Genomic DNA, 22,838 nt, shown 5'->3' with positions numbered 1-22,838 from the left:
AACCATGCAACACGTTGCTTCTGCAACTGAGGTGGCACAAGAGAAGGTTATAGATGCCAAAAAGGCTGTGCCATGGATTATTTTTCTGATCTTTTTTGCTGTATTAAACGAAACGGTTTTCAACGTTTCAACCCCCGAAATCGCTAAGCAGTACGGCATTACGCCAACAGGGGTTAGCTGGGTGCTCACGACATTTATCATCTTTTTCGGGATTGGGTCCGTTATATATGGACGGTTATCCGATATTTTTTCTTTGAAAAAGCTGATTGTTGCCGGAATCCTCATCTATAGTATTGGATCTGCACTTGGCTTTGTGCTTCAGGCTTGGTATCCCGCGGTCATCTTTGCGCGCGCCGTGCAAGGTGCAGGAGCCTCAGCCATTCCAGCGCTCGTTATGGTCGTTGTTGCACGTTACTTTTCACCTACGGATCGAGGAAAAGTTTTCGGGCTTTTAACTTCCACTGTTTCCTTTGCTATCGCCGTAGGGCCTGTAGTGGGTGGATTTGTTTCCTCGTCACTCCACTGGACGTACTTGTTCGTCATTCCTTTGTTTACTCTGATTTCAATCCCGTTTTTTAATCAGATTTTACCTGAGGAAAAACGGAAAGAAGGCAGTGTAGACATCTTGGGAGCGGCGCTCGTTGCATTTTCTGTCGCTGGCATTATCGTCTACTTATCTTTCCCTCATTGGTACTATTTGGCCGCGAGTTTAGCGCTATTCATTTGGTTTATTTCTCATATTCTTAAAGCCAAAGATGCTTTTATTGAACCGTCTCTATTCCGAAACAAACTGCTGCGTGGCGGTTTAATCGTTGGATTCCTCGTATTTTGCACTGTCATGGGCATTATGTTCGTCATTCCGCTCATGTTAGCCAAAGTGAATGATCTAGGCACGAGCACAATTGGGCTAATTTTGTTCCCAGGGGCCATGTGTGCCGTTATTTTTGGTACAATTGGCGGGAATTTAGCGGACAAAAAGGGCAATAACTTTGTCGTGTTTATTGGCCTTGGGCTTTTAGTGATCAGCCTTGTGGCAATTGCGTTATTGGTTGGTCATTCCCCATGGTTCATTTCTGCGGCGCTTCTTCCTACTTATGTCGGCTTCTCCTTCGTGCAAACGGCTCTGGCGAACCGTGTATCCTTGACGCTGAGTGTGAGTGAAACCGGAGTGGGCATGGGACTTTTCAACCTAATTAGTTTTATTTCAGGGGCTGTAGGAACGGCACTTGTCGCCAAATTGTTGGATGGCGGTATGATGGACTTTTATAAGAATCCTGTTCTGAATTCTGTAGCAGCAATTCCTTACAGTAATCTTCTCATCATTTTTGCGGCAGTGATCATCGTTAGTGGTTTGTTTTACTTGCGAATATTCACTAAAAAAGCAGCAGGAGAAACGTCAGAAGCAGCAGCTTAAAATCGCAATTAAAAAAACCGACCGCTTTTCCTGGAGAAAAGCGAGTCGGTTTTTTGTTGCACAGTTTTATGATTCGGTTTCATTTTCATTTTCGTCAGGTTGCTCGGCGCTAATCTGCTCTATGGCCTGAAGGAGTGTTGCGGATGGCTGTGCGCCGGTAAGCGCATATTTTCGGTTAATTACAAAAAATGGAACGCCGGTAACACCAGCTTGCCTAGCGAACTCGAAATCATCTTCAACCTGTTCCAGACCTTCTTTCGCGTCCAAAAGCGATCTGGTTTTCTCGCGGTTCATACCAAGCTGTTCCGCTACGGTTAGAAGTTCATCCAAGTTGCCAACGTCTTTGCCATCTTCAAAATAAGCTTTAAATAATGCGTCTACGACTGGTTTTTTTAACTCTTTTGGTGAAATTGCAATCAGTTGGTGAGCTTTTAGCGTATTCGGCATTTTCTCAACTTTGGAGAAGTCAAAATGCAAACCGGAGGCTTTGCCTGCTTGAGTGACCTGCTGCAGCATACCGTTCAATCGATCTTCGTCTGCGCGCATCTTTTGGTGCATAAGCTCGCGGAACGGAGAACCTTCTGTTGGTGTATACGGATCTAGTTGAAAGGCACGATAGTGAACTTCAACCGGTTCCGCTGTAAAATTAGCTAGGGCATCTTCCAAATTCTTTTTGCCGATACGGCACCAAGGACAAACAATGTCTTCAAAAATTTCTATGATCATAAAAAACTCATACTCCTTCGATGAAAAAATAGTTACTATATTTTCATTATATACGATTAGGTTCGTTAATTCATCTGTCTGAACTTTTCCGGTGTCAGTCCGACGTGCTTGCGAAAGCTGGCTACAAAGTGACTCGTATCACGGAACCCAACGTACTTAGCCACATCCTTGACTGTTTTTGCAGGCTGGTGAATGAGGATTTCTTTGGATTTACGAAGTCTCATTCGAATTAGATAGGAGTAAGGCGAGAGCCCGAAAGCGTGCTGAAACAATGTGTTCATATGCCGTGGTGTAATAGCTAAGATTTCAGCCATTTCTTCAAGACTTGTATCAGGGTTATGATAATGAATTTCAAGCCACATCAGCAAAGGTTGTAAAAGGGCAATTTGATTACGAATTGAGGTGCGGTTATTGACCTGACCATGTTTTTTAAGTTGGATGAAAAAATGATATAAATCGGCTGAGGCGTCATACCCAGAGTATTCGGAGCCTGCGTCCATATTTGTTATTATTTGACCAATTACCGTATTCATCGGACCACTCAAATCCCATCTGTAAACAGCAGATTCCAAGAGATCTAAAGTGCCTAGGATGGCTTCTATGCAAGCTCCGCCAAAGGTGACATACTGCGTGCACCATAATTCCGTAACGGCATAATAAGAATGCGGAACCCCCGGAAGCATAAAAACACCTGTTCCCTCAGGAAGTAAATATTTTTTGCCATCCAGGACAAACTCTCCTTCACCAGCATAGGTTTGAAGCCAATGATAACTGGGGAAGCCCTCGGGTCTAACCAATTTTTCCTGATCCTCATGATGTCCAATACTCTCAATAAAGATTGGAAACGGTTGCGCATTTGAAGGCGTTAATTCATATCTTTTGTGCATAGTTGAGTTCACCTGTTCCATTTTATTATATGAGTATGTAAAAATATTATATTTTAAGATGAAAAATAATCCAATACAATGGACTTATTCTTATATTTATTTATCCAATTTGATGAGGTGGCAGTTATGATCAATGAGAAACTCCCCAAGATTTGGTACGGCGGAGACTACAATCCCGAACAATGGGATAAAGAAATCATGGATGAAGATCTACGCATGTTTAAGCTTGCGGGAATTGATGTAGCGACAGTTAATGTTTTTTCGTGGGCGAGATTGCAAAAGAATGAGGATACATACGACTTTGAATGGTTAGATGAAATCATAGACAAGCTTTATAAGAACGGGACTTATGTTTGCTTAGCCACAAGCACGGGGGCACATCCTGCTTGGATGGCGCGTAACTATCCGGACGTTCTCCGTGTTGATTTTGAAGGAAGGAAGCGTAAATTTGGCGGGAGACACAACTCTTGCCCAAACAGCCCTACATATCGTAAGTACTCTACGCTCCTCGCTGAGAAGCTGGCAGAACGCTATAAAAACCACCCTGCGGTCTTAATTTGGCACATTTCAAATGAATATGGCGGGTATTGTTACTGTGAGCAATGCGCAGACGGTTTCCGCAGTTGGCTTCAAGAACGCTATAAGACACTTGAAACATTAAATAAAGTTTGGAATACAAGCTTCTGGGGTCACACCTTTTATGAGTGGGAAGAAATCGTTTCTCCAAATGCTTTGTCAGAAGAATGGGGGGTGGACAACACCAATTTCCAAGGCATTTCGCTAGATTATCGGAGATACATGTCTGATAGCATGCTAGAGTGTTATAAGCTTGAATACAACGCTATCAAAAAACATACGCCTGATCTTCCAATCACCACAAATTTAATGGGATTATACAAAGAACTGGATTATTTTAAATGGGCCAAACATTTGGATGTGATTTCTTGGGATAACTATCCTTCCTTGGACACACCGATCAGCTTGACGGCTATGACACATGACCTTATGCGGGGTTTAAAACAAGGACAACCCTTCATGCTGATGGAACAAACGCCAAGCCAGCAAAATTGGCAGCCCTACAACTCGCTCAAACGTCCAGGCGTAATGAAACTTTGGAGCTATCAAGCAGTGGCCCGCGGTGCGGATACCGTCATGTTCTTTCAACTTCGAAGATCAGTCGGAGCATGTGAAAAATACCACGGTGCCGTCATCGAGCATGCCGGTCACGAGAATACGCGGGTATTCCGCGAATGTGCGGAACTAGGGGCTGAACTGCAAATACTTTCAGATAAGCTGCTGGATACCAGAGTCGAAGCTAAAGTAGCTATCGTATTTGATTGGGAAAACCGTTGGGCAGTCGAACTTTCCAGCGGGCCAACCGTTGCACTGAAATATGTGAATGAAGTCCATAAGTACTACGACGCGCTTTTCCAGCAAAACATCCAAGTTGATATGATAGGTGTTGAAACCGATCTATCTAGCTATGACATCGTCATTGCACCAGTTCTCTACATGGTAAAAAAGGGCTATGCAAAACGAGTCGAAGACTTTGTACACGCAGGTGGGACATTCCTCACCACATTCTTCAGCGGCATCGTCAATGAGGATGATATCGTCACCTTAGGCGGTTATCCTGGTGAGTTACGCAAAGTACTTGGGATTTGGGCGGAAGAAATCGATGCTTTGTTCCCAAGCCAGTCCAACCAAATCGTCATGAGTGAGCAGTGGGGAGAACTGAAGGGCGACTACCCATGCGGCATACTTTGTGACCTAATCCATTCTGAAGGCGCGGAGATCAAAGCCGTTTATGGCAGCGACTTTTATTCAGGAATGCCTGCTCTGACCGTAAACATATACGGCTCTGGCCAAGCTTGGTATGTAGCTACTAGTCCAGAACCTTCATTTTTACAAGGGCTCATTCGCAACCTGTGTCAGCACAAAGGAATTATTCCGCCTGTAGCTCCTGTTGCAGGTGTGGAGATATCCATGAGAACTCGAGATTCGGACACCTATATGTTCCTTCTGAATCATAATGATCATGAGGAAACAGTGGATCTAGGAGATCTCAAAGCAACAAATATGATAACCAATCACCAGGAAGAAAACACCATCGATCTCCCAGCAAAAGCAGTTATCATTCTAAAAAAACAATAGCCATTAGCGAAAAACCTCTGTCGCTTTAAAGGATAGAGGTTTTTTTGCATTTTTGGTATAATTTCACGTATAGTAGGTTCAAAGGGGAGGTGCAGAGTGACCGAACAACAGCAGCTGTTTATTTGCTCAGATTCAATTGGAGAAACCGCCGATGCCGTTGCCAGAGCTACCGTTCGTCAATTCAATTCCGAACAGATGAGAATTAAACGTTACGGTCATATCAGCCAACAAAGTGAAATCGTTCAAATGCTGCAGGAAGCAGCTGCAGCCGGGGGCTTTGTAGCCTATACATTCGTGCAGCCTGAGCTTCGCGAAACCATGAAAAATGAAGCGCAACGCCTCGGTGTGCGAACCGTTGATATAATGGGACCGATGTTGGAAGCATATTCAGAAACGTATGGACACCTACCGAAGCGCAAACCGGGTTTACTTCACGAAATGGACGCCGATTACTTCCGCAGAGTAGATGCGATCGAATTTGCTGTCAAATACGACGACGGCAAAGATAACCGCGGCATGCTTCAAGCCGAAGTTGTCCTTATCGGAGTTTCACGTACATCCAAGACACCGTTAAGTATTTACCTAGCGCACAAAGGGATTAAATCTGCTAATCTTCCTATCATCCCAGAAATAAAGCTACCACCGGAACTTTTCAAAATCCCAAGCAAACGCATCATCGGCCTCACCATGGACGCCAACCAAATCCTGCAAATTCGTCTCGAACGCCTCAAAGCCGTCGGCCTCCCGGATGGTTCCCAATACGCCACCTTCCGCCGCATCCAAGAAGAACTCGACTATGCCGAGTCCATTATGAAGCAGCTTGGCTGCCCGGTCATCAACGTCACTAACAAAGCAATCGAAGAAACAGCAGGAATTATCCTAGATCTTGTTTCATTCAGATAAATGAAATCCTTCTCCATAAACGATGCCCAATGAACCCTAACCGTTCAGAGGCATCTTTTTTACATTCAGCCTAACGTAAGCAGCGTACCAAAAAAAACCAAGAACACAAACACCTCAATCTACCCACACCCATATCCCCACATACACGCACACACCCATAATTCCTCTCACGCACCTCAAGTGCATACCACGCCAACGTACCAGTTTGCAATTACCCCAGCCCTCCAAACATACCTGAACAACAGAAAGCAACGACATCCACTACAAAGCTCTTCTAAACGCATACCACATCAACGTACCAGTTCGCACCTTACCTCAGCCCTCCAAGCATACCCGACCAACAGATAGCTCCAATATCCACAACAACACGCTTCTAAGCGCACACCGCACCAACGTACCAGTTTGCACTTTACCCTAGTCCTAGAACATACCCAGCCAACAGCTAGCACATAGATACACAACAACAACGCTCTTTCTAAACGCATACCACACCAACGTACCAGTTCGCACCTTACCCAGCTAGCCAAGCATACCCGACCAACAGATGGCACCAACATACCAGTTCGCACCTAACCCCAGCCCTCCAAGCATACCCGACCAACAGATAGCACCAACATACCAGTTCGCACCTAACCCCAGCCCTCCCAAGCATACCCGACCAACAGATAGCACCAACATACCAGTTCGCACCTAACCCCAGCCCTCCCAAGCATACCCGACCAACAGATAGCACCGACATCAAACCAACGCTCTTCTAAACGCATACCACATCAACGTACCAGTTCGCACTTTACCAGCTACTAATCAACACTCGACTGAGGTGTATACAGCACAAACCTCCCAATCTGTACTGAACCCGCTTTCATATTTAGACCAGCCCAACAATACTGCGCCAAACTACTGTCTAACATCCGCATCGGCAATGAACCCTTACCTACGTCTGCAACCTTTGCCTGCTCTGATTGACGACTCCATATAACTTGATACAGCAAAATCTGTGGTATCTACAACAAGGTATTTTCATTTTTGATTTAACCTGTTATTAGTTATGGATATGAGCACAACCTATACAGTATTTTTACTACTTTTGCATATATCACAGAATCTGTATTTCGCCGACTTATCCTCCTGTAATCTGAGGGGCAAAATAAAAAACTTCCAATTCGAACATATGTTTGATATAATGGAAACAAGAACAAATGTTCTTTTTGCGAGGTGAGAAGATGGAACAGCAATTTATGGATCTGAGCTCATACACATTTCGTTCGGAAGAAGAATGTGAGGAGTTTTTATTGAAAATGCGTTGGGCAAATGGGTTTTGCTGTCCGCGTTGCGACCATAACGAGGCTTTCAAGATTCGAACACGTAAATTGCTAGAATGCAAAGAGTGTAGAATGCAGGTTTCTTTAACTGCGGGGACACTCATGCATAAATCGAAGCTTCCATTATTACTATGGTTCCAAGCCATTCAATTTTTATTTAAAGAGGGAGTAGAATGTACCGCAAGCATACTATCTCATGCTCTTGAGATTAATTATAGAAGCGCGCAATTATTGTTAAAAAAAATTCAGTTTGCATTCGAGTATACTCAGAATAGAACTAAATTACTTAATAAACTTGAAGTATCTAACCACGAATCACAAAAATCTGTTAATCTTTCACCCACCGATGATCCTCGCCCATGTGCGCCGACTCCACTGACTCAAAAAAATCCTTCAGCTCAAGATCTACATGCTTATCTTGCATCCAAATTAAACAGACTAAACACGAAGTTAACGATTTATAATAATCATTACAGCTCTTCGCAACTAGGTAGATATATCAAAGATCAATTTAATGGCAAGCATGATCGTGAAAGTCTTTTAATTAAGTGGATCAAAATGGCAATTTCTAATTATTTTTATCCTACGTTTCTTAAGTGTTTTCACATTCCTGAGTAAGAATAATGTACGATTTGACCCCATTCTGTTTTTCAGGCATGATGGTAGAGTATCATGTACAATTAACTTTGGGTGAGGGAGAGAAACAATATATGAAAAGGACGCTGCAAGCTCCTATTCATTTCTATAGGAAGTTCATTTCGCCGTTAAAGCCGCCAACCTGTCGATTCTATCCCACATGTTCGCAGTATGCATTGGAAGCAATTGAAGTGCATGGTCCTCTAAAAGGATCATGGCTGTCTATGAAGCGGATTTGTAAATGCCATCCATTTCATCCTGGAGGGATTGATCATGTGCCTCCGCGGGCGGAAAAATTAATTCATAACGATCAGTCGGCTTGACAGGTGGCTCTTTTTTTCGATATATTTGCCTTAAGATGTTATATATGGATTCGATGAACGGATAAGTACAGACGGAAGCCTATGAACAGAGAGCCGGGAAAGGTGAAAGCCGGCATAGGAGTAAGTTTGGAAGATGGTCCTGGAGAATAAGCCTTCGAGCGGCTCAGACTGCGTACTAGAAATAATAATGCGCAAGGTTGGGAGTAAGCTGGCTTCGTGTCCCAGCGTTAATGGGCAAGTCGTTATAGACTTACTGAGCCCCGAGCTTGTGAAAGGCGGGGGAAACTGGGTGGTACCGCGTGAGTTCAGCTCTCGTCCCAAGATGGATGAGGGTTTTTTGTGTTTTCTACATTTTGCTAGGAGGAATTCTGGATGACAACGAAATCAAAAACGTTTTACATCACGACGCCCATTTATTATCCAAGTGATAAGCTGCACATCGGTCATGCCTACTCAACGGTGGCGGGCGACGCTATGGCACGCTACAAAAGACTTCGCGGCTTTGATGTAAGGTACTTGACGGGGACAGACGAACATGGACAAAAAATTGAACGTAAAGCACAAGAAAAAGGAACAACGCCACAGGAGTTTGTAGATGGTATTGTTGCTGGAATTAAGGACCTGTGGAGCAAGCTCGACATTTCTTATGACGATTTCATCCGTACTACAGAAACTCGCCATAAGGATGCGGTTGGCAAGATTTTTCAAAGATTGCTTGATCAAAGGGATATTTACTTAGGGGAGTACGAAGGTTGGTATTGTATTCCGGATGAGTCATTTTTCCCAGAGAGCAAGCTCGTGGATGGGAAATGTCCTGATTGTGGGCGTCCTGTTGAGAAAATGAAGGAGCAAACCTATTTTTTCCGGATGAGCAAATATGCTGACCGTTTGGTGCAGTATTATGAAGAAAATCCGGAGTTTATTCAGCCAGAGTCCCGCAAAAATGAGATGCTTAACAATTTCATTAAGCCAGGACTGGAGGATTTAGCTGTTTCTCGTACAACGTTTGATTGGGGGATCAAAGTCCCTGGGGATCCTAAGCATGTGATTTACGTGTGGATTGATGCTCTTTCAAACTATATTACAGCACTTGGATACGGTTCGGATGATACGAGTAATTTTGATAAGTATTGGCCTGCCGATGTTCACTTAATGAGTAAAGAGATTGTTCGTTTCCATACTATCTATTGGCCGATTATGTTGATGGCGCTTGACCTGCCGCTGCCGAAGAAAGTTTTCGCTCATGGCTGGCTGTTAATGAAAGATGGCAAAATGTCAAAGTCCAAAGGGAATGTTGTTGATCCAGTGACTTTGATTGATCGTTATGGGTTGGACGCGCTTCGTTATTACTTGATGCGCGAAGTGCCTTTCGGGGCTGACGGAACGTTCACGCCGGAAAGTTTTGTAGAGCGGGTCAACCATGACCTCGCCAATGATTTGGGGAATCTGCTTAACCGTACGATCGTCATGATCGATAAGTATTTTGCAGGCACGATTCCCGCGTATGTGCCAGGGGCTACCGAATTCGACGACAGTCTCTTGGAGACTGTTCAAACGACGGTAGCGAAGTATGAAGAAGCAATGGAAAAAATGGAGTTTTCCATTGCGCTTTCCGCGGTGTGGCAGCTGATTAGCCGCACGAACAAATACATCGACGAGACTCAGCCATGGTCGATGGTCAAGGATGAAGCCAAGCGTGAAACACTTGGCTCCGTCATGTATGTGCTGGCCGAATCTCAGCGCATTTCGTCGGTACTGCTGCGTCCGTTCATGACGAAGACGCCGCAACTGATTTGGCAGCAGCTTGGCTTAGCTGCCGAGGATCTGCCGCGCTTAACCGCATGGGAAAGCGTGCAATCATTCGGGCATCTCCCGGCGGGTACAACCGTTCAAAAGGGAGAGCCTATGTTCCCGAGATTGGACGCTCCGGCTGAGGTCGCGTACATCGTTGAAGCTATGGGCGGAGGAGCGGCAAACGCCGCCGATGAAGTGAAAGAAGCAGCACCTGCGGCTGTTGCTTCAACTGTGCCCGCGCCAGAACCAAAGGAGGAAATCGGAATTGACGATTTCGCCAAGGTGGAGCTGCGCGTAGCTCAAGTATTATCGGCGGAGCCTGTGAAAGGCGCCGATAAGCTTCTAAAACTGCAGCTCGATCTTGGATACGAGCAGCGTCAGGTTGTTTCGGGCATTGCGAAGTTTTACACGCCCGAGGAACTTGCTGGACGCAAAGTTATTTGCGTCACCAATCTTAAACCGGCCAAGCTGCGCGGCGAGCTGTCGCAAGGAATGATTCTCGCGGCTTCACACGGGGACCAGCTGACGCTGGCCACGGTTCCGGATTCTATGCCTAACGGCGCGATAGTAAAATAATCAAGAAACCACCCTTTCCCTATTTTTTCATAGGTCAAGGGTGTTTTTTATCGTATGGGGGTTCATCTAAGTGGGGTACTCTAAGGGAAACTAACCACGGAGTGATATAGATGAGAGCGAGAAATTTCTTTAAGTTGATCTGTATTTCGGTGATGGTTCTTGTTTTAACGTCTTGTTCTATTTTTGGCGGAGGTTCGGATAAAAAGAAAGAGGAAGAGAAAGCAAAAAAAGAATCTAAGTCCAAGGCGTCGAGCACAAAAAAAGAGGATGATAGTGTAATTAATCAGGAGTTAAAAAAACAATATGAGATGTACAATGAGATTATTCAATATAAGGTAAAGCAAGAGAATAAGCTAATTAAGCAGTCGGAAGAGCGATATAAGAAATTGAAAGAGGAAAGCAACAAAAAAACGGAATCCAAATCTGAAGACGGAGCCGATAAGGAAGATAAAAGCTCATCTAAAGAAGATTCTGACAGTTCAAAGCAGAAGGACGACCAAGGGAAGCAGTAATTGAATTAAGTCCATGCTGTGACATTTCACAGCAGGGCTTTTTATTTTGCCTCCAAGATGTATTGACTTCAAGTAGGGGGACTCGTATAATCAATTCGTTAATAAAAATTATTACGATTTAGAACGCGAGTGGAGTGAGGATTATGATACGTTCGAAATGGATTATGTTCATAACCGTCATGGTTATTTTATCTGTTATATTGGCTGGATGCGGTACTGCTGCAAGTTCAAAAGCTAAGCTTGTTGAAGGAAAGGTTAATGTAGTAACGAGTTTTTATCCTTTATATGAGTTTACTAAGGCAATTGGTGGAGAATATGTGAATGCCATTAACCTGGTTCCGGCTGGAGTCGAGCCCCACGATTGGTCTCCGAAGAGCAGGGATATCAAAAATATGACGCAAGCACAAGTTTTCGTATATCAAGGTGCTGGGTTTGAAGGTTGGGTGAAAGATTTTCTGGGAAGTCTATCACCGGATTCAACTTTAAAAGTAGTAGAAGCAAGTAATGGGGCAAATTTAATAAAAACCTCTGAAAATAAAGAGGAATTTGACCCACATGCGTGGCTTAGCCCGTTAAATGCTGTGAAAATGGCTAATAATATTAAAACGGCACTGATTAGTGCAGATCCGGCTCATAAGGCTGCCTTCGAGCAAAATTATGCGAACTATGCTGCCAAATTAACAGATCTAGATGCTCGTTACAAAAAAGAGCTGGGGCAAACTTCGAAAAAGGAAATTGCTGTTTCTCATCAGGCGTTTGCTTATTTGTGCAGAGATTATGGTTTAACGCAATTATCCATTATGGGTCTATCGCCTGATGCCGAGCCAACCGCTCAGGATCTTAAAAATATGAATGAATACATCAAAGCACACAACTTGAAATATATATTCTTTGAAGAGCTTGTATCCGACAAGTTGGCGAAGACGTTAGCCAAAGATGCCAAGGTAGATACGATGGTGTTGAATCCTCTTGAAGGATTAACGGAAGCGCAAGTTAACGCTGGTGAGGATTATATCTCGATCATGGACAAAAATTTGAAAAATTTAGTGACTGCCTTACAATAAAAGGGTAGTTCATTATGAGTCAGGGGTTATAAAAATGGAGATAAGCCATAAAGATTTCTGCCACCAAAGTATCGTGTCTATTGATGATGTTTCCTTCTCATATGAACATAAGAAGGTCATTGATAAGCTTCGTTTTAATGTGCTTGAACGAGATTTTGTTGGTGTCATTGGCTCCAATGGCGCAGGTAAAACAACGCTGCTCAAAATGCTCGTAGGGCTTCTTAAGCCTACGAGTGGAGGGATCAGGTTGTTTGATAGTCCGCTAAGCCAATTCAAGGATTGGGAACGCATTGGTTATGTTCCGCAAAAAAATGCCTTCAATCCCTTATTCCCGGCAACTGTGCGGGAAATTGTTTTATCTGGGATGTATTCGAAGAAGCGGATCTACCGCAGGTTGTCCAAAGCTGACCTGCAAAAAGCGGAAGACGCGATGCACGCCATGCGCATCGAGGACCTGGCTGACCGCAAAATCGGCCAGCTGTCGGGTGGACAACAACAACGCGCTTTCCTCGCGCGCGCGATCGTGAACAACCCGGAGCTGCTCATATTGGATGAGCCAACCGTGGGGATCGATGCGGAATCGCAGCTCGGATTTTTCCGGATGATCCGCCACATGCATCAGCATCATCACATGACGTTCATCATGGTGTCGCATGATATGGACATGATGCAGTCATATTTAGGTTCGGAGCCGCAGCAAGTTAGCGGCGGTATCAAGTTTCATGTGAAGCATACCCATGATCCCGAGGATTGCCGAGAAACGAATTTGACACATTCGATCGGCCAGATTCGCGAGATGATCGGAGTACAGTAAGGAGCGGGCATTTTGGACATATTCACGGAGTATTTTTTTCAACGCGCTTTAATTGGCGGAATATTGATCGGGCTGACAGCGCCATTAATGGGCGTTTTTCTTGTCCTTCGGCGATTGTCGATGATCGGAGATACACTTGCTCACGTTTCCATTGCGGGGGTTGCTCTTGGGTTTCTCATTAATGTGTACCCTTTGGGCGTAGGACTTGTTTTCGCTTTGTTAGCTTCGTTCGCTATTGAACGTCTGCGCAAAGCTTATAAAACATATGCAGAGCTCTCCATCGCCATCATTATGTCAGGCGGGGTCGCGCTGGCTACGATTCTTTTTACACTGGGCAAAGGCTTTAATATGAATGTCATGAGCTATTTGTTCGGAAGTATCTATACGCTGGATCGGCAAGATCTATGGGTTGTTCTCGGTGTATCTGTGCTTGTTGTCGGGGTCATTGCTGTTCATTTTAAAGAGTTCTTTCTCATGTTTTTCGATGAGGATGCAGCTAGTGTAAGTGGACTTCCGCTTAAATATTATAATATGATGATTACAATGCTTACTGCACTCGTTATTTCGGTTGCCATCAAGATTGTAGGCGCACTGCTTGTTTCGTCCTTGCTTACGATTCCAGTCGCATGTAGCTTGCTAATCGCAAGAAGCTTTAAACACTCCGTTATTTTGGCTGTTATTTTTTCAGAAATTGCGGTTGTCATTGGGCTGGTTGTTGCTGGCGTTTGGGATCTCGCTCCGGGTGGAACGGTTGTGCTTACACTCATTGCGATGTTGATCGGGATCATTTTAAAAAGAGGATTGAGGATTTAACATGGACTCTGTTAATTTATGGATTGCTTTATGGGCGGGGATCGCATCCTTCATTTCGCCATGCTGTTTGCCATTATATCCTTCTTATCTTTCCTACATAACAGGAATCTCGGTAAGTGAATTGAAATCGGGTGAGACATCATCCCAGGTGCGCAGGCAAACAATGCTGCATACGCTAAGTTTTATCGTTGGGTTTTCCATCATTTTTTATGCGTTGGGCTTAACGGCAGGATTTTTAGGTAATTTTTTTATTGATTATCGAGATTTGCTTCGGCAAATTGCAGCGTTATTGATTTTTATTATGGGATTATTTTTGCTTGGTGTTTTCCAACCGCAGTGGTTGATGAAAGAACGCAAGCTGCAAATCAAGTTCCGTCCCGCGGGATATCTCGGTTCGGTGCTGGTAGGGATGGGGTTTGCTGCAGGATGGTCTCCTTGTGTAGGACCCATTTTATCGGCCATTCTCGCTTTGGCTACTACAGAGCCTGGAACGTGGTTTCAGTTAACAACCGCCTACTCGTTAGGATTTGCTATTCCGTTTTTTGTACTCTCCTTTTTTATCGGTTCAACCAAATGGATTTTACGTTATTCCAATCTCATTATGAAAATTGGAGGGGGTTTAATGGTGGTGATTGCGGTTTTACTTTATACAGGTAAAATGACGCAGATCACACTTTGGTTAAACACCATAACCCCGGATTGGTTGAAGTTTTAATGATGGATGTGTTTATGATTAAGTAAAATACTCAATTTTGGCTTGAGGGAATTTATCAAAGATTTGTTCTGTGATAAATTCCCTTAGCGCGTTTGCTTGTTCATCTGGATATACGTATTTACCCTGTCCCCAACGGCCCCATTTGTATTTACGTTTTTCTTCGTCCATCTCAAGCTTTGTTTTGGGATATCTTTTTTCAATGACGTTTTTGGCCGTTCTGGTAAATCGATGTTGAATCATTTCAAAGGTTAAATCTATCGTGGCTTCGGTTGGAAGTTCTTGGTGAAGCCGTTCCAATAGGGTAGCATAACCTTCTTCCCAACCTTCGTGCCAAATGATGGGGGCAATAATGAAACCAAGCGGATAACCGGCTTTAGCGACTTTTCCGGCTGCTTCGATTCTTTCGTGAAATTTGGAAGTACCCGGTTCAAAGTTTTTAATGACATAATCAGCGTTCACACTAAAGCGAAAGCGAGTATGCTTATTATGTTTGGCATCTAATAGCGGTTCTACATGATGGTATTTCGTAACAAACCGTAAACGACCATGCTCCTGCTGTCCCATGAATTCGATAAGCTGCTTTAAGGAGCCGGAAATATGCTCCAAACCTACGGGATCCGAGGTACAGGCAGCTTCAAAACGGGTGATTTCGGGTACTCGTTCATCGATATATTTTTGAGCGGCTCCCAGAATATCGTCGATATTGACGTAAATACGAATGTAAGGCTTAGCGCCTAAAGTAGTTTGGAGATAGCAGTAATGGCAGTGACCCATACAGCCAGTAGCGATTGGAATCGCATATTCGGCGGATGGTTTTGAAGTGTCGAATTTAAGTGTTTTGCGTATGCCGACGACTAAAGTTCGTTTGGCTATACGGTATTTTTCTAGTTCGGTCTCACCCGGAAGATCGCGTATTTGATTATGCGAGGTTGTCATATGAATCTCTAACCCTTGCTGCTTGGCCCACTCATAGATCATCTTGCCTTTGGTATAATTCATCGCATCAGGTTCAAAATAAACAAGCTCTGGTACGAAGACAGCTGTGTTTGGTACTGGTCTACTGAGCAATTCTGTTGACATGCAATTCTCCTTTCAATAAGCCGGGATGATGTTTGTTCCTGACATTTAGTGTGCCAATGCACAGAGTGGATGAACCATGGGATATTTGACCGCATCTAGGTTGATGGATTATGATAGGTAAGCAAGTGGCAGGAAATAAAGGAAAGCAGGGGGAAATAAAGCAATGGCTACGCCTAGCATGGAAGACTATCTGGAGAGAATATATAAACTCATAGACGAGAAAGGTTACGCTCGTGTCTCCGACATTGCTGAAGGGCTTGAAGTGCATCCCTCCTCCGTGACGAAAATGATTCAAAAGCTGGACAAAGACAATTATTTAATCTATGAGAAGTACCGCGGACTTATGTTAACTCCAAAAGGTAAGAAAATGGGCAAACGACTTGTTGAACGTCATCAACTGCTCGAAAATTTCTTGACAATCATTGGCGTCCAAGAGGACAATATATATAAGGATGTTGAGGGAATCGAGCATCATCTAAGCTGGGATTCCATTACTTGTATCGAGACTTTGGTCGAATATTTCCGCAGAGATCCAGGTCGGACAGATGAACTCTTGAATGTTCGTAAAGAATTAGAAGTTGATAATTAGACAGAGGCCGCAACACGCGGCGCTCTGTCTTTTTATTGTGCATAGAAACAAACTGCCCCCGCATACATAACAAAGTAAGCCCTTTTGTTTGATTTCGGGGAGGGGTGTCGAATGTTAATCAATGGCGTATTCGAAGGTGGCGGCGTTAAGGGGATAGCACTTGCCGGTGGCGTCACTGCAGCCATGGAGCAGGGGCATGTGTTCCATCAAGTCGCAGGTACAAGCTCTGGATCGATTGTAGCGGCTTTGTTATCCGCCGGCTATACCGGAGAAGAGATGAGAGAGATTATCCTCAGAACTCCATTTAAATCATTTATGCAGCGATCACCGATTTTCAATACCAAAATCATCGGACCAGCGGCGCGGCTGTTGATCAAGAAAGGCCTCTACTCCGGCGAAGCGCTGGAGCAGTGGGTGTCGGGGCTGCTTGCTGCCAAGGGCATCCGCAATTTCGGAGATCTCAAGCACAATCAGCTGCGAATTATCGCATCCGATATTACGCAAGGCAAGCTGCTTATTTTGCCTGCGGATATTGCGCAGTATGGGATTGATCCGCGGAAGTTTTCAATCGCCAAAGCGGTGCGGATGAGCACGAGCATCCCCTATTTTTTTGATCCGGTCATGATTCGCCGGCAAATAAAAAGCTCTCCGAAGGCAGCGCCATTCGCAGAGCAGTTTTATTATATCGTAGATGGTGGATTGTTGAGCAATTATCCCTTATGGGTGTTCGACCGGGATACAGATCGTGAAGAAATCATTCCCGTTATCGGGTTCCAGTTGGTCGGGAAAAGCGAATCGCCTACGCACACCATTAAAGGACCGATTACGATGCTTGAGGCTTTGTTTGGAACCATGTTGAGCGCTCATGATGAGCGATACATTGAGATGCAAAACCGGTTCCGTACGGTCAAAATTCCAACGCTCGGCGTGGGGAATACACAATTCAATTTGTCTAAAGAATTGAGTTTGTCACTGTACGATTCCGGATACCAATCGACCAATGACTACTTTACCAAATGGTCCGCCAAAACCTACGAAGAGAATTATGAGAAATACGTACTACGCATTCCTTCCAAGTGACGGTCAGGGCTTAATGATATTTCGGATAATCATCCGGGTCCGAGTCTTTCGTTCCGTTGATGACGCGAAACTTTGCGTTTTTCCTTTTTGGCTTAGACGAGCCGCGGCTGCCATAGGAAGGTTTTTTCCAACGAGACGGTGGGAATTTGTATAGAAGAAATATAAGCCCTAATACGAGAATCGGAATGAATAAAGTTCGCAAACTTACCAACAATCCAATCGCAATCAAAACACCGATAGCGATCTCGACCGGCGAAAATTTTCTTCTCATACCCGTCCCTCCATTATTCTTTTTTCTGCTTCACGCATCCGGTTAAAAGAAGCGATAGACACCTCAACCTGACTGTCTTCAGGTTCTTTGGTTGTCAACAGTTGGAGCCATAGTCCCGGATACCCCAGGTAGCGGAGAACCGGCACTTCACGAAGGGAGTTCGTAAATCTTAGCACTTCATAAGAAACTCCAATTACAACAGGTAGCAGCACTAAACGCTGCAAGATACGTTCTACATATCCATCATAGTGCAGGAATGAGTAGATAACGACGCCGATCAAAACGGTAAAAACAATGAAGCTGCTGCCGCAACGATAATGCAGCGTGTTGAATTTCTGTACATTGCTGACGGTTAACTCGACGCCTGCTTCATAAGCGCTGATGACTTTATGCTCAGCTCCATGATACTGAAAAAGTCTGCGAATCATAGGTGTTAAAGATATGAAGTAAATATATCCGACAAGCAAGATGATCTTGATAACACCTTCTATAAGATTATGAAGAATTTGATTGCTAAATACATTCCCAAACAAAAACTGTTCAATGATTGCCGGGACCAGGGTGAACACGAATTTCCCAAAAAGGAACGAGATCACACCCACAACTGCTACACCAAGAATCATCGAAATATTTGAGAAAAAGCCAGGTTTCTCATCTTTATTAGTTGAGGACTTGTCCTCACCTTCTTGTTCAGCGAAGGATTCCGCTGAGAAATTAAGATGCTGAGCACCTTTGGCGCTGGATTCTATAATGCCGACAATCCCTCTGACCAACGGGATCTTCTTGAGCGATTGTACCCAGGGGATATCTTTCCTAGGGACTTCCAAGAAATCAAGTGAGCCATCTTTCTTGCGCACGGCGGTTACATGCACATTTTTTCCTGCGAACATGACGCCCTCAATGACGGCTTGTCCTCCGTATATACTGTTTTGTTCTGCCATGAGATCCACCTTCTTATCCTTCTCGAATTCGGTTTTTCGTACTTTCCTATTGTAACGGATTCAGGGTTTGAATGCTACCGATAACGGTAGAACATACTATTCTTACCTGTGATTGACGTGCAATCTTTGTAGAGAAAGGAAGAGAACGACTGATGAATGAGAAAAATGTGGGGGAATTGAAAACAAATCGTTGGCTTTTCGTCTTATACATTGGCTTTTTCGCTGGCTTCATTTGGGGAGCAATGAAAATAATTGAACACTACTTTAAATTTACCAACATTGTGGTGGGGTTTCTTGTAGAGCCTTTTTTCAAACATGATTTTCTGTTGACTTGGCAGGGCGTGCTCGTTGGCTGGGGCTTTTTTACGGTATTTTCCATTATCGCGGCCTTCATCTATATGGTTACAATGTGGAAGCTGCAATCTGCCTGGTGGGGGATTGGGTATGGGGCACTCTGGTGGGCGGCAATTTATTTGCTGATCGGTCCTTTGGCGGGGATGACATACTGGATTACGGATTTGGACCTCAATAGCATTCTGACGGATCTATGTTTATTCCTTGTCTGGGGAATGTTTATTGGATATTCCATCGCGATCGAGTACACAGATACAAGAACAAGACAACCTATACACAAGACATGAAAGTTATGGTAAAATATCAAAGGTTAAATAGGCGGATAAAGTCTGTGCAACTGAAAAATGCTGGGGAGTGATTCCTGTTGAAAAAGGTTCTGGTGATTAACGGGCCCAACCTGAATATGCTGGGCATACGTGAACCTGGTGTGTACGGAACGGTTTCCCTATCCGTCATTATTCAAGGCTTGACTGAATTAGCCGAAGTTCTTTCGGTTGAGATTGAGAGCTTCCAATCGAATCATGAAGGCGATATTATTGATAAAATTCATGAAGCCTTTGGTACGAAAGACGGCATTCTCATTAATCCTGGCGCATTTACGCATTATAGCTACGCCATTCGCGATGCGTTATCTTCCGTTCAATTGCCTACCGTAGAAGTTCATCTATCGAATATTCATAAGCGCGAGGAGTTTCGTCATCACTCCGTCACCGCGCCAGTTGTTATCGGTCAGATCAGCGGATTCGGCGTGCAGAGCTATGAGCTAGGTTTGAGAGCACTTCTATCCCATATGCAGTAAAAGAAGGAATGGTGATTTCGATGCAGGAGAAACGTATTGAACGTCTTCGCAAGGTTATGCAAGAGCAAAATTTACCGGCTGTACTCATCACGAATGCCTATAACCGTACATATGTATCTGGCTTCACCGGTTCTTCCGGCTATGTTCTTATAACGTTAGATCGAGCAATTCTTTTGACAGATTTCCGTTATATGACGCAGGCCCCTCAACAAGCGAAGCTTTTTGAAGTGGTTGAGCATCAGGCTAAAGTGATGGAAACTGTTAAAGGACTCTTGAATCAGCAAGGGATTACACAACTCGGCTTCGAGCAAGGGGATGTGTCCTACGGTGACTTCCTGAGTTATCAAGCGGCTTTACCGGGCATTGAGCTTTTGCCGACGGCAAAACTCGTCGAGGGCATCCGTATGGTCAAAGACGATGTTGAATTGCAAGTTATGCAGGAAGCGGCAGATTTGGCTGACCAAACCTTTTCGCACATTTTGTCCTATATCAAGCCAGGTGTGAAAGAACTCGATATTGCGCTTGAGATTGAAATGTTTATCCGCAAAAATGGCGGAACATCGACTTCGTTCGAAACAATTGTTGCTTCCGGCGAACGCTCCGCTCTGCCACACGGCAAAGCAAGTGATCGCGTGCTCCAAATAAACGAATTTGTCAAATTGGATTTTGGAGCGTATTATAAAGGGTATTGCTCTGACATCACAAGAACAGTTATGCTAGGAAAGCCGACGGACAAGCATAAAGAAATTTATGATATTGTGCTGGAAGCTCAACTCAATTGTCTAGCCAATCTCAAACCCGGTATTGCGGGCAGAGAAGGCGACGCTTATGCACGCGATGTCATTGTGAAGCATGGCTATGGCGAATACTTCGGTCACGGTACCGGACATGGTTTAGGCATGGAGGTTCATGAATCTCCGCGCTTGTCGAAAACCGAGGATACAATTTTAACTCCTGGTATGGTGGTTACGGTGGAACCTGGCATTTATCTTCCTGGTTTTGGGGGAGTTCGAATTGAGGATGACGCAGTAATTACTGACACCGGCATTAAAATACTTACAAATTCTACAAAAGATTTTCTTATTATTGACTAGCGGAGGGATTCACAAGTGATATCAGTAAATGATTTCAAGACAGGACTTACCATTGAAGTAGAGCACGATATTTTTACAGTTCTAGATTTCCAACACGTTAAACCAGGTAAAGGCGCTGCATTCGTGCGCTCCAAGCTGAAAAACCTGCGCAACGGCAACACGGTTGAGCGTACTTTCCGTGCGGGCGAAAACGTGGGCCGTGCACACATCGATAACCGTGAAATGCAGTACCTGTATGCAAGCGGCGACGAGTTCACGTTCATGGATACAGAAACGTTTGATCAATTCAGCCTTTCCCGTGAGCAACTGAAATGGGAATTGAACTTCCTTCTTGAGAACATGAACATCAAAATTTTGAGCTACCAAGGTGAAATTCTTGGGATCAATCTGCCAAAAAGTGTTGACTTAAAAGTTGTAGAAACAGAACCAGGCGTTAAAGGCAACACAGCACAAGGCGCGCTTAAAGGTGCAAAAGTGGAAACTGGCCTTGTTGTCCAAGTTCCATTGTTCATCAACGAAGGCGACGTGCTTACGGTTGATACCGAAGATGGCCGTTATATCTCCCGTGCCTAGTTTCAAGTAAGACAAGCCTCTCTGACTTTTGACAAGTCAGGGAGTTTTTTTATTTTGTGTGTGCAATTTTTCACACAAAACTACATTTTATGCTATAATATTGAATTGTTATGCACTAGTATGCGTTAGGAGTGGGTCAGCTTTGTCTCTAATAGTGATGAAATTTGGCGGAAGCTCTGTCGGTGATGCGGAGCGAATGAAACGTGTTGCAAAAAGAATCGTTGAGCGAAAACAAGCAGGTCACAGCTGCGTTGTTGTCGTATCTGCGATGGGAGATACAACGGACGATCTTATCGACCTGTCTAAGCAAATTTACGATGGAGCCCCACCGGCTCGTGAAATGGATATGCTCTTAACGACAGGAGAGCAGGTTTCTGTAGCCCTCTTATCGATGGCGATACATAGTTTAGGGGAACAAGCGGTATCTTACACCGGTTGGCAGAGCGGGATTTTCACGGAAGATGTGCACGGAAAAGCGAGAATCACGGATATTCAGCCAGGGCGCGTTCTGAATGCGCTTGAACAAGGCAATGTGGTGATTGTAGCCGGTTTCCAAGGCATGACGGAAGCTGGAGAGATTACGACGCTTGGCCGCGGCGGTTCCGATACAACGGCCGTTGCTCTTGCTGCTGCAATCAAAGCAGATCTTTGTGAGATTTATACCGACGTAGATGGTATTTACTCAACGGATCCGCGCATTGTGAAAGTAGCGAGAAAGCTAAATGAAATTTCTTACGATGAGATGCTGGAGCTTGCGAACTTGGGAGCTGCTGTACTTCATCCAAGAGCAGTGGAATATGCCAAAAACTATAACGTTACCTTGGTGGTACGTTCCAGTTTTACCAACAATGAAGGTACCAACGTGAAGGAGGAAGCAGTGATGGAGCAAGGAATCGTTGTCCGTGGCATCGCCTATGACAAGAATGTGGCAAGAGTTAGTATTCTAGGTGTACCCGAGAAACCGGGTCAACTGGCGAAAGTATTCATGGCGCTTGCCGAGGTTCAAGTCGATGTAGATATCATTGTACAAAGCGGTGTACTCAATGGATCAGCGGATTTCTCATTCACAACGACGCTTGCTGACCGTGAAAAAGCTTTGGATGCAATTGAATCCATCCGCGGTGAAATCGGCTTCCGTGAAGTAACTTCCGAAGTGAATATGGTGAAAGTGTCCATCGTTGGCGCCGGCATGGTTAGTACGCCTGGGGTTGCGGCTACGATGTTTAAAGTGATTTCTGACCTTGGCATCTCCATCTCGCTGGTCAGCACGTCCGAGATTAAAGTATCTTGCGTCATCGAGAACTCGAACTTGACTGAAGTGATTCAATCTCTGCACACAGCTTACGGCTTGGACACTACAGAGCAAGCTTTCGTTGGCGGACCGCAAGATCGCAGATAATCTCA

At 44.4% G+C, this 22,838-nt stretch carries 24 protein-coding genes; 18 read left to right on the top strand and 6 right to left on the bottom strand.

From position 1 onward, the window contains the following. Nucleotides 1-4: 4 nt before the first annotated feature. Nucleotides 5-1,414 (top strand): MFS transporter, encoded by a 1,410-nt coding sequence (locus ACUN27_RS23595; RefSeq protein WP_445559658.1) that lies wholly within the window; start codon nucleotides 5-7, stop codon nucleotides 1,412-1,414. Nucleotides 1,415-1,480: 66 nt separating this feature from the next. On the opposite strand, the gene ACUN27_RS23590 is transcribed toward ACUN27_RS23595, so the two are convergent. After that, entirely contained in the window at nucleotides 1,481-2,140 is a 660-nt protein-coding gene (locus ACUN27_RS23590) for a DsbA family oxidoreductase (RefSeq protein WP_445559657.1), read from the bottom strand. Nucleotides 2,141-2,205: 65 nt separating this feature from the next. Beyond that, a complete protein-coding gene (locus ACUN27_RS23585; protein ID WP_315949117.1) occupies nucleotides 2,206-3,027 on the bottom strand; it encodes an AraC family transcriptional regulator in 822 nt (273 codons plus the stop codon). Between the two features lie 126 nt (nucleotides 3,028-3,153). Between ACUN27_RS23585 and ACUN27_RS23580 the strand changes: the two genes are divergently transcribed. Together ACUN27_RS23580 and ACUN27_RS23575 are read left to right on the top strand one after the other, a co-directional pair. Further along, nucleotides 3,154-5,181: a beta-galactosidase gene (locus ACUN27_RS23580; RefSeq protein ID WP_445560658.1), complete on the top strand. Its 2,028-nt coding sequence runs from the start codon at nucleotides 3,154-3,156 to the stop codon at nucleotides 5,179-5,181. 96 nt (nucleotides 5,182-5,277) lie between these two features. After that, entirely contained in the window at nucleotides 5,278-6,084 is an 807-nt protein-coding gene (locus ACUN27_RS23575) for a pyruvate, water dikinase regulatory protein (protein ID WP_315949120.1), read from the top strand. A 519-nt stretch (nucleotides 6,085-6,603) separates the two neighbouring features. Here ACUN27_RS23575 and ACUN27_RS23570 read toward each other — a convergent pair. Continuing rightward, nucleotides 6,604-6,774: a hypothetical protein gene (locus ACUN27_RS23570; protein WP_445559656.1), complete on the bottom strand. Its 171-nt coding sequence runs from the start codon at nucleotides 6,772-6,774 to the stop codon at nucleotides 6,604-6,606. A gap of 533 nt (nucleotides 6,775-7,307) precedes the next feature. Here ACUN27_RS23570 and ACUN27_RS23565 point away from each other — a divergent pair. The 8 genes from ACUN27_RS23565 to ACUN27_RS23530 all read left to right on the top strand — a co-directional run bounded on the left by ACUN27_RS23565 (nucleotide 7,308) and on the right by ACUN27_RS23530 (nucleotide 14,653). Continuing rightward, on the top strand, nucleotides 7,308-8,024 hold the full coding sequence (locus tag ACUN27_RS23565; RefSeq protein WP_445559655.1) for a transposase: 717 nt from the start codon (nucleotides 7,308-7,310) through the stop codon (nucleotides 8,022-8,024). Between the two features lie 92 nt (nucleotides 8,025-8,116). Next, nucleotides 8,117-8,365 (top strand): membrane protein insertion efficiency factor YidD, encoded by a 249-nt coding sequence (gene yidD, locus ACUN27_RS23560; protein WP_315949123.1) that lies wholly within the window; start codon nucleotides 8,117-8,119, stop codon nucleotides 8,363-8,365. Between the two features lie 372 nt (nucleotides 8,366-8,737). Continuing rightward, nucleotides 8,738-10,735 carry a methionine--tRNA ligase gene (metG, locus tag ACUN27_RS23555; protein ID WP_445559654.1) on the top strand — a complete coding sequence of 666 codons (1,998 nt, stop codon included), beginning with the start codon at nucleotides 8,738-8,740 and terminating at the stop codon, nucleotides 10,733-10,735. A gap of 110 nt (nucleotides 10,736-10,845) precedes the next feature. Continuing rightward, nucleotides 10,846-11,247 (top strand): hypothetical protein, encoded by a 402-nt coding sequence (locus tag ACUN27_RS23550; protein WP_315949125.1) that lies wholly within the window; start codon nucleotides 10,846-10,848, stop codon nucleotides 11,245-11,247. Nucleotides 11,248-11,390: 143 nt separating this feature from the next. Next, nucleotides 11,391-12,311, top strand: a complete 921-nt coding sequence (locus tag ACUN27_RS23545; RefSeq protein WP_315949126.1) for a metal ABC transporter substrate-binding protein — start codon at nucleotides 11,391-11,393, stop codon at nucleotides 12,309-12,311. Nucleotides 12,312-12,345: 34 nt separating this feature from the next. Then, nucleotides 12,346-13,125, top strand: coding sequence for a metal ABC transporter ATP-binding protein (locus ACUN27_RS23540; protein WP_315949127.1), 780 nt, complete (start codon nucleotides 12,346-12,348; stop codon nucleotides 13,123-13,125). Between the two features lie 12 nt (nucleotides 13,126-13,137). Next, nucleotides 13,138-13,938, top strand: a complete 801-nt coding sequence (locus tag ACUN27_RS23535) for a metal ABC transporter permease (protein WP_315949128.1) — start codon at nucleotides 13,138-13,140, stop codon at nucleotides 13,936-13,938. A gap of 1 nt (nucleotide 13,939) precedes the next feature. Further along, the gene (locus ACUN27_RS23530) at nucleotides 13,940-14,653 is read left to right on the top strand and encodes a cytochrome c biogenesis CcdA family protein (protein ID WP_127449603.1); all 714 of its coding nucleotides are present in this window, start codon (nucleotides 13,940-13,942) and stop codon (nucleotides 14,651-14,653) included. 18 nt (nucleotides 14,654-14,671) lie between these two features. On the opposite strand, the gene splB is transcribed toward ACUN27_RS23530, so the two are convergent. After that, nucleotides 14,672-15,733, bottom strand: coding sequence for a spore photoproduct lyase (gene splB / locus ACUN27_RS23525; protein WP_315949129.1), 1,062 nt, complete (start codon nucleotides 15,731-15,733; stop codon nucleotides 14,672-14,674). Between the two features lie 163 nt (nucleotides 15,734-15,896). Here splB and mntR point away from each other — a divergent pair, with 163 nt between their 5' ends. Continuing rightward, complete coding sequence (gene mntR / locus ACUN27_RS23520) at nucleotides 15,897-16,322, top strand: transcriptional regulator MntR (protein WP_445559653.1); 426 nt, start codon at nucleotides 15,897-15,899, stop codon at nucleotides 16,320-16,322. A gap of 111 nt (nucleotides 16,323-16,433) precedes the next feature. Then, nucleotides 16,434-17,402: a patatin-like phospholipase family protein gene (locus tag ACUN27_RS23515; protein ID WP_326061878.1), complete on the top strand. Its 969-nt coding sequence runs from the start codon at nucleotides 16,434-16,436 to the stop codon at nucleotides 17,400-17,402. 10 nt (nucleotides 17,403-17,412) lie between these two features. On the opposite strand, the gene ACUN27_RS23510 is transcribed toward ACUN27_RS23515, so the two are convergent. Beyond that, nucleotides 17,413-17,673 (bottom strand): hypothetical protein, encoded by a 261-nt coding sequence (locus tag ACUN27_RS23510; RefSeq protein ID WP_315949131.1) that lies wholly within the window; start codon nucleotides 17,671-17,673, stop codon nucleotides 17,413-17,415. Continuing rightward, on the bottom strand, nucleotides 17,670-18,614 hold the full coding sequence (locus tag ACUN27_RS23505) for a DUF1385 domain-containing protein (RefSeq protein WP_445559652.1): 945 nt from the start codon (nucleotides 18,612-18,614) through the stop codon (nucleotides 17,670-17,672). The genes ACUN27_RS23510 and ACUN27_RS23505 overlap by 4 nt, the downstream gene beginning before the upstream one ends. A gap of 152 nt (nucleotides 18,615-18,766) precedes the next feature. On the opposite strand from ACUN27_RS23505, the gene ACUN27_RS23500 reads away from it, so the two are divergent. The 5 genes from ACUN27_RS23500 to ACUN27_RS23480 all read left to right on the top strand — a co-directional run bounded on the left by ACUN27_RS23500 (nucleotide 18,767) and on the right by ACUN27_RS23480 (nucleotide 22,833). Further along, on the top strand, nucleotides 18,767-19,255 hold the full coding sequence (locus tag ACUN27_RS23500; protein WP_315949132.1) for a YqhR family membrane protein: 489 nt from the start codon (nucleotides 18,767-18,769) through the stop codon (nucleotides 19,253-19,255). 77 nt (nucleotides 19,256-19,332) lie between these two features. After that, nucleotides 19,333-19,767: a type II 3-dehydroquinate dehydratase gene (aroQ, locus tag ACUN27_RS23495; RefSeq protein WP_445559651.1), complete on the top strand. Its 435-nt coding sequence runs from the start codon at nucleotides 19,333-19,335 to the stop codon at nucleotides 19,765-19,767. Nucleotides 19,768-19,787: 20 nt separating this feature from the next. Next, a complete protein-coding gene (locus tag ACUN27_RS23490; protein ID WP_315950356.1) occupies nucleotides 19,788-20,861 on the top strand; it encodes a M24 family metallopeptidase in 1,074 nt (357 codons plus the stop codon). Between the two features lie 15 nt (nucleotides 20,862-20,876). Continuing rightward, on the top strand, nucleotides 20,877-21,434 hold the full coding sequence (gene efp, locus ACUN27_RS23485) for an elongation factor P (RefSeq protein WP_181646554.1): 558 nt from the start codon (nucleotides 20,877-20,879) through the stop codon (nucleotides 21,432-21,434). Nucleotides 21,435-21,576: 142 nt separating this feature from the next. After that, entirely contained in the window at nucleotides 21,577-22,833 is a 1,257-nt protein-coding gene (locus ACUN27_RS23480; protein ID WP_326061095.1) for an aspartate kinase, read from the top strand. Nucleotides 22,834-22,838 lie beyond the last annotated feature (5 nt).

It is taken from the genome of Paenibacillus sp. WC2504 (assembly GCF_052682475.1).
The sequence above is the reverse complement of the archived record's forward strand: the minus strand, read 5'-3'. Positions and strand labels throughout refer to the sequence as shown.